This window comes from Bradyrhizobium sp. Ec3.3 (genome assembly GCF_000472925.1).
GTDB lineage: Bacteria > Pseudomonadota > Alphaproteobacteria > Rhizobiales > Xanthobacteraceae > Bradyrhizobium.
The window spans coordinates 16,068-28,609 of the sequence record NZ_AXAS01000035.1; the positions used below are offsets into that span (position 1 = coordinate 16,068).

The following is a 12,542-nucleotide window of genomic DNA, read 5'->3' on the forward strand; positions in this document are numbered from 1 at the left end:
CGACATGACCTGGTCGATCATCGCCCGAGATCCTGCCACCGGCCAATTCGGCATCGCGGTTGCGACGCGCTTCTTCGCCGTCGGCGCGCGCGTCCCCTTCATCGCCGCTGGCCTTGGCGCCATCGCGACGCAGGCTTTCGTCAATCCCTATTATGGCATCGACGGCATCAAGCTGTTGCGCGAAGCCCTGAATGCGCATGACGTGCTCGCGGCACTGCTGGCGACCGATGATGGCCGTGAAAGCCGCCAGGTCCACATCATGGACGCCAGTGGCGAGGTCGCGGCGCACACCGGCCGCGACTGCATCGACTGGTGCGGACACACGGCGGGAAGCGGCTTCTCCATTGCCGGCAACATGCTTGCCGGTCCTGATGTCCTCAGCGAGACGGCGAAGACCTACATCGCCAATGACAGCCTGCCCTTCCCGCGCCGCCTGCTGGCGGCGATGCGCGCCGGCGAAGCCGCAGGCGGCGACAAGCGTGGCAAGCAGTCTGCTGCGCTCTTGATCCATGGCGAGGAGGAATGGTCCGCGCTCGACCTGCGCGTCGACGATCATCCCGATCCGCTCGCCGAGCTGGCACGGCTCGAGCAGGTCAGCAACGAACTCTGGGTACACTTCCGCGACTCCCTGCCGACGCGCCGGAACCCCGCGGGGATCACCGATCGCGCGGTGATCGACGCCCGCATCGCGGCCGCCCGCGCGACCGAGCAATGAGCGCGGCGCCCCTCATCGAGATCGAGGGCCTGCGCGTCCGCTTCCACGGCGACGATGGCCGCATCACCCACGCGGTGGACAGCGTCGATCTCAGTGTCGCCAATGGCGCGACGCTCGGTCTCGTCGGCGAATCCGGCTGCGGCAAGAGCGTGACGTCGCTTGCGATCATGGGACTGTTGCCGAAGCAGACCAGCGAGGTCACCGGCAACATCCGCTTCGATGGCGTTGATCTCCTGCAAAGCTCCGACAAGAGCCTGCGCGACCTGCGCGGCAACCGGCTCGCGATGATCTTCCAGGAGCCGATGACCTCGCTCAATCCGAGCTTCACCATCGGCGACCAGATCATCGAGGCGATCCTGCGCCACCGCGGCGGCACAAGGAAGAGTGCGCGCGAGCGGGCGATCGAGCTGCTCCGCCGCGTCCATATCCCTTCGCCCGAGCGGCGCATCGACGAATATCCGCACAAGCTCTCCGGCGGCATGCGCCAGCGCGTGATGATCGCGATGGCGCTCGCCTGCGACCCCCGCCTTTTGATCGCCGACGAGCCGACCACCGCGCTCGATGTCACCTTGCAGGCACAGATCCTGGAGCTGATGCGCGAATTGAAGGCGGCAAGCGGCGCTGCCATTATCCTGATCACCCATGATCTCGGCGTCGTCGCCGAGGTCTGCGACGAGGTGGCGGTGATGTATGCCGGCGAGATCGTCGAGCGCGCGCCGGTGGACGAATTGTTTGCCTCGCCGCAGCATCCCTACACCGTCGGCCTGCTCGGCTCGATCCCGCGCCTCGACCACCGCGCCGAGCAGCTTGCAACGATCGAAGGCATGGTGCCGAACATGGCGCAGCCGCCGGCCGGCTGCCGCTTTGCGGCGAGATGCCCGTTCGTGCTTCAGGCTTGCACCAAGGCGCCGCCGCCACTCGCGAAAGTCAGCCCCGGCCACCTCTCGCGCTGCATCCGCGCGCCGCTCGAGCAACTGGTGTCGTGATGGCGCTGCTCGAGGTCGAAAATCTGGTCAAGCATTTCGTTGCCGAGCGCTCGTTGCTCGGCAGGCCCAAGGCCCTCGTCAAGGCCGTCGACGGGGTCAGCTTTACGCTCGAAACCGGCAAGACGCTCGCGCTGGTCGGTGAATCCGGCTGCGGCAAATCGACGGTCAGCCGGCTGGTGCTGCGGCTGATCGAGCCGGATGCCGGCAGCGTCCGTTTCGAGGGTCGTGATCTGCTCGCGCTCGACGCCAATGCGCTGCGCACCTTCCGCCGAAAGGCGCAAATCATCTTTCAGGATCCTTACGCCTCGCTCAACCCGCGCATGACCGTCGGCCAGATTCTGACCGAGCCGCTCGCGCTGCATGACCTGGTCCCGCCATCGTGCCGCCGCGAGCGCGTTGCCGAGTTGTTGCGGCTGGTCGGGCTGGAGCCGAGGCTCGCGCGCCGCTATCCGCACGAATTCTCCGGCGGGCAGCGTCAGCGCATCGCGATTGCGCGGGCGCTGGCGGTCGAGCCCAGGCTGATCATCTGCGACGAGCCGGTCTCGGCGCTCGACGTGTCGATCCGCTCGCAGATCCTGAACCTGCTGCGCGAGTTGCAGGATCGCCTTGGCCTCGCCTACATCTTCGTGTCGCACGATCTTGCCGTGGTGAAGCACATCGCCGACCGCGTCGCCGTGATGAATCTCGGTCGCATCGTTGAGACGGCCGACGCCGACGCACTGTTCGCCGCGCCGCGCCATCCCTATAGCCGCGCGCTGTTGTCGGCGATTCCCCTGCCGCAGCCGCACGCAAAGCGAAGCACCATCCTGCTCAAGGGCGAGATGCCGAGCGCGCTCAATCCGCCGACGGGGTGCCGCTTCCACACCCGCTGCCCGTTCGTGGTCGACCGCTGCCGCAGCGAGGCACCGCAACTTTTGGCTGATAGCAGCGGCCATGCCACGGCATGTCACCGCGTCGCGGAGCTGCCACCGGCCGATGCCATCCTGCCCGCCCCGCACGCTATGTCGCCGGAGCTCGCGAAATTGGTCGCAGCCTTCAGCCGAAAGACGGAAGGCGCTGGCCCCTCCGGGGTTTGTATACAAGATGCACCGGTCACACCGAGATAGCCGATAGCCATGAAGGTGATGCAATGAAGATGTTCCGTCTCGCGGCGACCGCCGCCACCTTGCTGGTGTCACTCGGCGCCGCCCAGGCCCAGACCACGCTGCGCATCGGCCTTGCCGAGGACCCCGATATCCTCGATCCGACCATGGCGCGCACCTATGTCGGTCGCATCGTGTTCGCCGCATTCTGCGACAAGCTGTTCGACATCGACGAGAAGCTCAACATCGTGCCGCAGCTCGCGTTGTCCAGCGAGACCGCAGACGACGGCAAGGCGCTCGTCATCAAGCTCCGGCCCGGCGTGAAATTCCACGATGGCGAGCCGTTCGACGCGGAGGCCGCAAAGTTCTCGCTTGAGCGACACCTCACCTTCCCGGGCTCGTTCCGCAAGCCCGAGCTCGCCTCGGTCGACCATGTCGAGGTGGTCGATCCCCTCACGATCAGGCTGGTGCTGAAGGCGCCATTCTCGCCGCTGCTCGCGCAGCTCACCGACCGCGCCGGCATGATGGTCTCGCCGAAGGCTGCGAAAGCCGAAGGCGACAAGTTCGGCCTGCATCCGGTCTGCGCCGGACCCTACAAGTTCGTCGAGCGCGTGCAGCAGGACCGCATCGTGTTCGAGAAGTTTTCCGACTATTGGAACAAGGATAATGTCTTCATCGACCGCGTCGTGTTCCAGCCGATCGTCGATTCCACCGTGCGGCTTGCCAATCTGAAATCCGGCGGGCTCGATCTGATCGAGCGCGTGCTCGCGACCGATCTGAAGGACGTGCGGGCCGACTCGCGGCTGAAGGTCGCCACTGCCATCGAGCTCGGCTATCAGGGCGTCACGCTCAACATCGGCAAGGACAAGGCCAAGGGGCCGCTCAGCCAGTCCGCCAAGGTGCGCCAGGCGCTCGACCTTGCCATCGACCGCGAGGCGATCAACCAGGTCGTCTTCAACGGCGAGTTTCAGGTCGGCAACCAATGGGTCAATCCCGATCATCCCTTCTATCAGAAGGCCGTTCCGGTCCGCGCCCGCAATGTGGAGAAGGCCAAGGCGCTGTTGAAGGAGGCCGGCGTGACGCCGCCCGTCAGCGTCGATTTCCTGGTGCCGAAAGGCGCGGAAACCGAAACGCCGGCGCAGGTGATCCAGTCGATGGCGGCGGAAGCCGGTTTCGACATGAAGATCCGTGTCACTGAGTTTGCGACCGGGCTCAAGCAGGCCGAGGCCGGCGATTATCAGGCCTTCATGCTCGCCTGGAGCGGCCGCGTCGATCCCGACGGCAACTCCTACATCTTCCTGCACAGTGATGCCCCGCAGAACTATGGCGCGTGGAACAATGCACAGGCCGACAAGGCGCTCGAGGAGGCCCGCCTCGTCAGCGATCCCGACAAGCGCAAGGCGATCTACGAGACTCTGGCGAAGCTGGTCCAGGAGGAGGAGCCGATCCTCTATCTCTACCACCGCCGCATCATCATCGCCCACACCACCAGGCTTGAAGGTTACAAGCAGATGCCGGACGGCCTCGTTCGCGTCGTCGGCCTCAAGCTGAAGTGACGCGCTTGGCTACCCGCTCGTGTCCCGGACGCGGCGCGGCGCGCGAGCGCCGCACCGCAGAGCCGGGACCCAGAGCCCCAAACAATGACGCATGGATCCCGGTTCAGCGTCGTAACATTGCATGTTGCGCCGCGCCCGGGACATGGGAGCGTCCATGCTGAACTTCCTCGCCCGCCGTCTTGCGCAGATCATACCGACGCTGTTCTTCGTGTCGGTGCTGATCTTCTCGCTGCAGCAACTCCTGCCGGGCGATCCGGCGCTGGTGATGGCCGGCGAGGAGCGTGATCCCGCCGTGATCGCGCAGATCCGCAAGCAATACCGGCTCGATCAGCCCATCCCCGTCCAATACGCCTATTGGGTAAAAGGGGTTCTGACCGGCGACTTCGGCGAGTCCCTGCGCAACAAGATGCCGGTGCGCGCGCTGATCGCGCAAAAGCTTCCGGTGACGCTGCAGCTTGCATCGATGGCGATCCTGATCGCGTTCCTGATCGGCATTCCCGCGGGCATCGTCTCGGCGGTCAAGAAAGGTACCGCCTGGGACTACGGCGCCAATTTGTTTGCGCTGTGGGGCATCTCGACGCCGAACTTCTGGCTCGGCATCATGCTGATCTTCCTGTTCTCGATCGAGCTCGGCTGGCTGCCGGCCTCCGGCTATGTGCCGCTGACGGAGGACTGGCGCGCGAGCCTTGCCGCCACGATCATGCCGGCCTTCGTGCTCGGCAACGCCATCGCCGCGATCCTGATGCGGCATACGCGCAGCGCCATGCTCCAGGTGCTGGAGAGCGACTATGTCCGCACCGCGCGCGCCAAGGGCCTCCTGGAGCGGACCGTCATCCTCAAGCACGCCATGCGCAATGCGCTGACGCCGGTGATCACGCTTGGTGCGCTCGAACTCGGCACGCTGCTGTCGGGCGCGGTGCTGACCGAGCAGATCTTTTCCATTCCCGGCTTCGGCAAGCTGATCGTCGACGCGGTGTTCAACCGCGACTATGCAGTCGTCCAAGGTGTCGTGCTGGTCACCGCGACGATCTACATCACGCTCAACCTGATCGCCGACATCGCCTATATCCTCGTCAATCCGCGGCTGAGGGGCTAGGCCATGGCCGACGCGGTGCTTTCAACCAATCCCGCCACTGATACGAGCGAGCTCGACAGCCCCGCACGCCGCGCGCGGCGGCGCCTGTTCAAGCGCAAGGCGGCGGTCGCGGGGCTCGTCGTGATGACGGCGTTCATCCTGTTGGCTCTGCTGGCGCCGTTGATCGTTCCGTATGATCCCGTTGCCACGAGCTGGAGCCTCGCGCGAAAAGCCCCCACCGCGCTACATTGGTTCGGCACCGATGAGCTCGGCCGCGACATATTGAGTCGCGTCGTCTACGGCGCGCGCGCCTCGCTGCTCGCCGGTGCCATCTCGGTCGCGATCGCGCTTGGCATCGGCGTACCGCTCGGCCTGCTTGCCGGATACCGCGGCGGCTTCACCGACGCGCTGATCAGCCGGATCACCGATGCGATGCTCGCATGCCCGTTCCTGATCCTCGCTATCGCGCTCGCGGCGTTCCTGGGCCCGAGCCTCGGTAACGCCATGATCGCGATCGGCATCTCGGCTACTCCGGTATTCATTCGCCTCACCCGCGGGCAGGTGCTGAGCGTCAAGGCCGAGGACTATGTCGAGGCGGCGCGCGCCCTCGGCAACCCCTCCTGGCGGATCGCGTTCGCCCACATCCTGCCCAACATCCTGCCGGCGCTGCTGGTCCAGGCGACGCTGTCGATCGCCGCGGCCATCATCGCGGAGGCCGCGCTGTCGTTCCTTGGCCTCGGCCAGCAGCCGCCGGCGCCGTCCTGGGGCAGCATGCTCAACGCCGCCCAGCGCTTCCTGACGCAGGCGCCGTGGATGGCGATCTGGCCTGGCCTCGCGATCTTCCTGGTGGTGCTGTCCCTGAACCTGCTCGGCGACGGCCTGCGCGACGCGCTCGATCCGCGTCAGCGCTAAGGTGAAGTGACAAAGTCGTCGCCGGTCCGAGCACCTCTCCCGGAGGGAGAGGTCGAATTGCGCAGCAATTCGGGTGAGGGGGTCAGGTCCATCGATAGAGCGTAACCCCTCACCCGGCGCTTCGCGCCGACCTCTCCCCTTGGGAGAGATGGGGCAGTGCACGCGGCGCCAGAAGCTAGATCACGACCTCGCGCACCACGCGGCGGCAATCCATCTCGAATTCGAGATCGACGACCGGCGGCCGCGCGAAATGCCAGGTGAGCCCCGAGCGTAGAGCGCCGCGGCGGACTAGCTCGTCGCCCAGCGCGTGGTGGAAATTGCGGATCGAATAGGCCTGCACGGCGGTCGTCTCCTTCCAACCGAAGCCGAATGCCGCAAGGCGGCTCTCCATCTGCGCGGTGGTGAAGCGGACCTTCTCCGTGATCCCCTCCGGGCTGAGGTCGCGATAGCGCACGGTGCGCTCGACATAGCTGCCGCTACCCTCCCGCGCCTCGGCGCCGCCGGCGATCACGAAGGTCGGCGTGCTCGATCGCGTCGGCCGCGTGAAGGAGAACGCTTGGAAGGATGGCTCGGCAGGCGGATCAATCTCGGGACAGACATTGCTGCGTGCCACCGGATTGGTGGTGCCGTCGAAAATGCCCCATTCGGACAGCGTCTTGACGTAGTGCAGATTGAAGTTGCGGAAGCCTTCTTCCGTGAACGCGGCCGGCGAGCGCAGCTCGCCGGCGCAGAACGCCGTTAGCGGCCTCCCCGCCTCCCGGATGAATTTGGCGGCCAGCGAAAATCCCTCCGCCAGCGGCACCAGACGATCGAAGCGAACCCGCTCGATCTCGTAGCCGGGATCGGCGGCGGCGCCCGCCGAATACTGGAATACGGACGGAATGAAGCGATAGTTGCCGGCGGCGAATTCGCGGGTCATTTTCCAATCCCTATTCCAGTTGCATGCGGACGCCCTTGGCGCCGTTGAGCAGGCGCTTGAGGTGGAAGCCGGCCAGCGCATCGTCGGCGTGCATGCCGACCAGCGCGGCGAAGGCCGGCATGGCCGCGACGTCGCCGGCTTCAAGCTTGGCGAAGGCTTCGGAGTACTGCGTCGTCAGAGGTGTTTCGAATCTTGCCGGCGGCAGCGGCTCGAAGGCGCGCAGCGGCTCGCTGCGGCCGCGCAGCATGAGGTCGCCCACGGGCCGGCCCCGAAAATTCGAGGCTCCCTTGGCGATGGTGGCGCTGACGCAGATGCGCGTGCCCAGATACTTGTTGGCGGCTTCCAGCCGCGCCGCCGTGTTGATGGTATCGCCATAGGCGGTGTAATCGAAGAATCGGCTCCCGCCGAAATTACCGACCAGCGCGGGCCCGGCATGGACGCCGATGCGCGTCGTGCCGAAATTGACGCCCTTGTTCTTCCAGCGCTGGCGAAAGTCTTCGGCCCATTTATCGAGATCGTGCGCGCAGGCGACCGCACGCGTTGCGAAATCTGGCTGATCGCCGGGCGCGTTGAACAGCACCTGGATGGCATCGCCGATGATCTTTGCAACCGTGCCCTCGTGCTCGAACACGATGTCGGTCATGCCGCCCACATAGGCGTTGAGGAGCTCGCCCAGCGTCTCCGGCGCCGCGCTCTCGACCAGGGTCGTGAAGCCGGTAATGTCGGTGAAAATGGTCGCGACGTCGCGCCATTGCACCTCCATGCCGTCGCTCTCGCCGCTTGCCGCGGCCAGGCGCTTGGCGATCTCGGGCGAGAAATAGCGCGACAGCGAGGCATGGGCGCGTTCGGCCTCCGCCTGCCGTCGCCGCGCCTCGCGCAGCGTCTCGACGTGGCGGATGGTCTTCTGGATCGTGGTCTCCAGATCGGCGAAGTCGATCGGCTTGGTGAGGAAGTCGAAGGCGCCGCGGTTCATCGCGGTACGGATGTTGCTCATGTCGCCATAGGCCGAGACGATGATCGTCGACTTCTTGTCCTCGGCCTCCTGGAGCTTCTGGAGCAGCGACAATCCGTCCATCCGCGGCATGTTGATGTCTGATACCACCAGGTCGACATGCGGATGCAGCTCGATCGATTGCAGCGCCTCGACGCCATCATGGGCAAACATGAAGCTGACGAGTCCCTCGCGAATCTGCCTGCGAAACTTCTGGAGGACCAGCGCCTCCAGATCGGGCTCATCATCGACAACGAGAATCGTGGATGTCATGCTGCTTGCTCGAGCCTTGTGTCGATCTCCTGCCGCAGCAGCGCAAAATCGATCGGCTTGGTCAGAAGCCCGACCGCGCCGCGCTCGATCGCCTTCCGCCGTGTTTCCGCATCGCCGTAGGCCGTGATCATGATCACGGGCACATCCGGGCGTTCTGCGCGCACTTTCGGCAACATGTCGAGCCCGCTCATGCCGGGCATATTGATGTCGGAGAGGATCAGGATCAGCGAGGGATCGCGCACTTCGACGGCGCGTTCGATCGCCACCGGCGCGGACGGGGCAAACTCCATCTGGAAACGGCCCGCGCGCAGGTCGCGCCGGAACTGCTGACGAAACAGCGCCTCAACGTCGGGCTCGTCGTCGACGACAAGGATGTAGACGTTCAATTCCTGCCTCCGGTATTGCCTTCTGCCAGCATGCGCGGCAGCGTAATGATGAATTCAGTGAAAGCGCCCGGCTCTGTATTTACGTCGACCGTGCCGCCATGCTGTTTCACCACGATGTCGTGACTCATGGACAGGCCGAGCCCGGTTCCCTCGCCGGCCGGCTTGGTGGTGAAGAAGGGATTGAACATTTTCTCCTTCACCTCGGGCGGGATGCCGGTGCCGTTGTCGCGGATCCTGATTTCGACCCTGTTGCCGAGGTTCCTGGTTGAGGCGCTCAGCGTCGGCTCGAAAGCGCCGCCCTCGCTCTCCTTGCGCTTGGTCGCGGCATAGAAGCCGTTCGAGATCAGGTTGAGGAAGACGCGGGTGATCTCCTGCGGATAGATGTCGAGCATGCCGGCGGCCGGATCGAGGTCGCGCTTGAGCGTGATGTTGAAGCCCGGCTTTTCGGCGCGCGCGCCGTGATAGGCAAGATTGAGACTCTCCTCAACGAGCGTGTTGATGTCCGCCGCCCGCCGCTCGCCCGAGCCTTCGCGCGAATGCAAGAGCATGTTCTTGACGATGGAATCGGCGCGCTTGCCGTGCTGTACCACCTTTTCAAGATTGCCCTTGAGCATGTGGGTGAGCTCGGCGACCTCCTCCTTGGTCTTGTCGTTAAGGCCTACCGATTGCAGGACCTCGTTGAGTTCGTCGATCAACTCCGTCGATACCGAGGAGAAGTTGTTGACGAAGTTGAGTGGGTTCTTGATCTCGTGCGCGATGCCGGCGGTAAGCTGCCCCAGCGACGCCAGCTTCTCGGTCTGGATCAGGCGGTCCTGCGCAGTGCGCAGCTCGTCGAGGGATTGGGAGAGCTCCTTGGTGCGCTCCTGGACCTGCTCGAACAGGCGCACATTCTCGATCGCAATGACCGCCTGGTCGGCGAAGGTCTGGACGAGGTCCATCTGGCGCTGGCTGAAGGGGCCCGGATCAGGCCGTCCCAGCAAAAGCACACCTTCAACCGCCTTGTCGCGCATCAGCGGCACGGCGAGCACGGCACGATAGAGGCCGATCACAGGCGCCTGGCCGAAATTATATTCGGAGTCCTCGCGAATGTCGGGAACGTGAACCGGCTTGCCGTCCATGAAGACGCGGCCGGTGATGGTCTCACGTCCCGGCCTGATCGGGTGAGCCTCCATGAAATCGATGAAGGCTTGCGTGCAGCCCGACTCGGCCTTGAGCCGCATCACCTCGCCATCGCGCAGGCAGATGATGCCGAGCGAGGCGCCGCACAGCGCCTGCGCTGATTCCGTCAGCGTCGTCAGCACGGATTTCAGATCGAACGCGGAACGGCTGATCACCTTGAGCACGTCGGCGGTCGCCGTCTGCTGCTGTAGGGATTCGCTCAGTTCCGCCGTGCGCTGCTCGACCTTGTTCTCGAGGTCCGCATAGGATTCCTGCAGCCGCGCGCCCATGTCGTTGAACTGGTTGGCGAGCCCTTCCAGCTCATCGCCGGTCTTGATCGAGATGCGCTGCGAGAAGTCGCCGCCGCCAATGCGCTCGGCGCCGGTGCGCAGTGCCTGGATCGGGCCGACCATGCGCCGCGCCAGGAAAATCCCTGCGAGCACTGCGAAGATGGATGCTGCGAGCAGCACGATGGCGAGACGTTGCAGGGAGGCATAGAGCGAGGCATAGGCTTCCTCGACCGGAAGCTCCACGAACATGGTCCAGCCCAGCGGCGCGATCGGCGCAGACGCCGTCAGCACCTTCTGTCCCTGGATATTCGTCGCCTCCTGCAACGAGTCAGGCATGGTCCCGCCGCCGGCCTGCGCGGCGCGCACCTGCTCGAGCCTGGACATGTCGGTGTTGCGCAACACCAGGCTGATGTCGGGATGCGCGATCAGCCGGCCCTGCGAGCCCACCACATAGGCATGCCCGTGCTCGCCGACCTTGATCTGCGAGACGACGTCCCAGATCAGCTTGAGATTGACTTCCGCGATGCTGACGCCGGCGTCCTTGCGCGTGCCGGCCAGCGCCAGCGTCATGTACGGCTCGGACTCCCGCCGGAAATAGACAGGCCCGTAATAGACCTTGTGCGCAACGGCCTCGGTGAATTTCGCATCCTTGGAGAGATCGATCCCGCTGTCGACGACGTCCATCGCCAGGCGCGAGACGCGCAAGCGCTCCTTGCCGGTCGAATCGACCTGGGCGAGCTCGGTGATGGCCGGAACCTGGCGCAGAAGCCGCAGCGCATCGAAGCGGCGCTGCTCGATCGAGCCGGCCGACCACGGCAGTTGCGTGGTCCAGCCAAGCTGGCTCTCGATCTCCTTGACGAACTGGCCGATCTTGGCGGCGGCCGCCTCGGCCTGCTCGCGCTGAACGCGGATCAGCGCGGCCTTGTGCTCACGATAATAGAAGAACACCTCGAAGAGACCGTTGGCGAGCAGCGCAACGGCCACCACGGCCACGAACAGCCCGACATATTTGGTGAACAGCCGGGTCCGGATCCCGGGCCGCGGGCCCTCCCCGGACGCGGCATCGCTCGCCACTGCGCTACCAGGAAGCGACCGGCCCTGCGGCGTGTCGGGATGGAGGGAAATGCTCATCCCGCCGAACCTAGCAAGAAGGCCCGGACTTGTCTCTTGCGGCAGTGCACAACGCTACTCGATGACCTCGTCGGCGAGCGCCAGCAAGGTGGGCGGAATCTCGAGTCCAGTCGCTTTGGCCGTCTTCAGGTTGAGCGCGAGGGGATAGCGGGTCGGCTGCTCGAACGGCAGATCGCCGGGATTCGCTCCGCTGAAAATGCGGGCGACCAGTGCTGCTGCCCGCTCGAAACATTCCGACACGTCCGGTCCGTAGGACATCAGCCCGCCGTCGCGGGCGAAGTCATCATTTTCGTAGATTGCTGGCAGCTTCCGGACGGCGGCAAACTCGAACACCCGCTTGCGGTTGAGAATGGTGAGCGCATCCGCCACCATCAGGATGCCATCCGGCAAATCGCCTGACATCACCGAGAAGGCCTCGTCGAAATCGTCGGGCTCGCGGACGCCGAGCGCCTGCACGGTCAGCCCGAGCGCCTGGGCGGCCTTCGCCGATGCCTGGTAGCGCGTGGTCATGCCGAGGTCGTCCTTGTTCCAGAGCATGGCGACCTTGGTCAGCTTCGGCGACATCTCCTTCAACAACGCCAGCCGCTTGGCACTGAGCGTCGCCGCGACGTCCGAAATGCCGGTGATGTTGCCACCGGGATGAGCGAGGCTTTCGATGAGCCGGGTCTCGACGGGATCGCCGATGCCACTTGCCGCAACAGTAGGTACGCCCGCCGCCTTTGCGGCCATGGCCGTCGGGTAGCCTATGATGACAATGGCATCGACGCTCCTGGATTTCAGATCCGCGATCAGCGAGGGGAGCTTGGCGACATCGCCTGCCGCGCCGCGAGGCTCAAGACTGAGATTCTGACCGAGGCTGAAGCCACGCTCGCCGAGCACCTTGATCAGGATCTTGCCGCCCGGACTCGTCTCCGCAATGGGCACGATCGGTGTCAGCGTGCCGAGACGGTAGGTCTTGCCGCCCTGTGCCACGACCGAGCCCGAACAAAGCAGCGAAACGCAGCCAAGCCCTCCCAGGAATTCGCGCCGCCTCATCATGTCTTCCCTGCTCTGGCGCAACAGCGCACC

At 65.1% G+C, this 12,542-nt stretch carries 11 protein-coding genes; 6 read left to right on the forward strand and 5 right to left on the reverse strand.

Annotation, left to right across the window (positions count from 1 at the left end; all coding sequences use genetic code 11):
- Positions 1–4: 4 nt before the first annotated feature.
- The 6 genes from YUU_RS0128790 to YUU_RS0128815 all read left to right on the forward strand — a co-directional run bounded on the left by YUU_RS0128790 (position 5) and on the right by YUU_RS0128815 (position 6,326).
- A complete protein-coding gene (locus tag YUU_RS0128790; protein WP_027525489.1) occupies positions 5–715 on the forward strand; it encodes a DUF1028 domain-containing protein in 711 nt (236 codons plus the stop codon).
- Positions 712–1,701, forward strand: a complete 990-nt coding sequence (locus tag YUU_RS0128795; protein ID WP_027525490.1) for an ABC transporter ATP-binding protein — start codon at positions 712–714, stop codon at positions 1,699–1,701. The genes YUU_RS0128790 and YUU_RS0128795 overlap by 4 nt, the downstream gene beginning before the upstream one ends.
- Positions 1,701–2,807, forward strand: a complete 1,107-nt coding sequence (locus YUU_RS0128800) for an ABC transporter ATP-binding protein (RefSeq protein ID WP_051389933.1) — start codon at positions 1,701–1,703, stop codon at positions 2,805–2,807. Before YUU_RS0128795 ends, YUU_RS0128800 begins: the two co-directional genes overlap by 1 nt.
- Before the next feature lie 23 nt (positions 2,808–2,830).
- Entirely contained in the window at positions 2,831–4,339 is a 1,509-nt protein-coding gene (locus tag YUU_RS0128805; RefSeq protein ID WP_027525492.1) for an ABC transporter substrate-binding protein, read from the forward strand.
- A 154-nt stretch (positions 4,340–4,493) separates the two neighbouring features.
- Positions 4,494–5,435 carry an ABC transporter permease gene (locus YUU_RS0128810; protein WP_027525493.1) on the forward strand — a complete coding sequence of 314 codons (942 nt, stop codon included), beginning with the start codon at positions 4,494–4,496 and terminating at the stop codon, positions 5,433–5,435.
- 3 nt (positions 5,436–5,438) lie between these two features.
- Complete coding sequence (locus YUU_RS0128815; protein ID WP_027525494.1) at positions 5,439–6,326, forward strand: ABC transporter permease; 888 nt, start codon at positions 5,439–5,441, stop codon at positions 6,324–6,326.
- Between the two features lie 175 nt (positions 6,327–6,501).
- Here YUU_RS0128815 and YUU_RS0128820 read toward each other — a convergent pair whose 3' ends face one another.
- The 5 genes from YUU_RS0128820 to YUU_RS0128840 are packed head-to-tail and all read right to left on the reverse strand — an operon-like array spanning position 6,502 to position 12,509.
- The gene (locus YUU_RS0128820) at positions 6,502–7,245 is read right to left on the reverse strand and encodes a hypothetical protein (RefSeq protein WP_027525495.1); all 744 of its coding nucleotides are present in this window, start codon (positions 7,243–7,245) and stop codon (positions 6,502–6,504) included.
- A gap of 10 nt (positions 7,246–7,255) precedes the next feature.
- On the reverse strand, positions 7,256–8,509 hold the full coding sequence (locus YUU_RS0128825) for an adenylate/guanylate cyclase domain-containing protein (RefSeq protein WP_027525496.1): 1,254 nt from the start codon (positions 8,507–8,509) through the stop codon (positions 7,256–7,258).
- The gene (locus YUU_RS0128830) at positions 8,506–8,895 is read right to left on the reverse strand and encodes a response regulator (protein ID WP_027525497.1); all 390 of its coding nucleotides are present in this window, start codon (positions 8,893–8,895) and stop codon (positions 8,506–8,508) included. The genes YUU_RS0128825 and YUU_RS0128830 overlap by 4 nt, the downstream gene beginning before the upstream one ends.
- Positions 8,892–11,474, reverse strand: coding sequence for an ATP-binding protein (locus YUU_RS0128835; protein WP_027525498.1), 2,583 nt, complete (start codon positions 11,472–11,474; stop codon positions 8,892–8,894). Before YUU_RS0128835 ends, YUU_RS0128830 begins: the two co-directional genes overlap by 4 nt.
- 54 nt (positions 11,475–11,528) lie before the next feature.
- Entirely contained in the window at positions 11,529–12,509 is a 981-nt protein-coding gene (locus YUU_RS0128840; protein WP_198031843.1) for an ABC transporter substrate-binding protein, read from the reverse strand.
- Between the last annotated feature and the right edge of the window lie 33 nt (positions 12,510–12,542).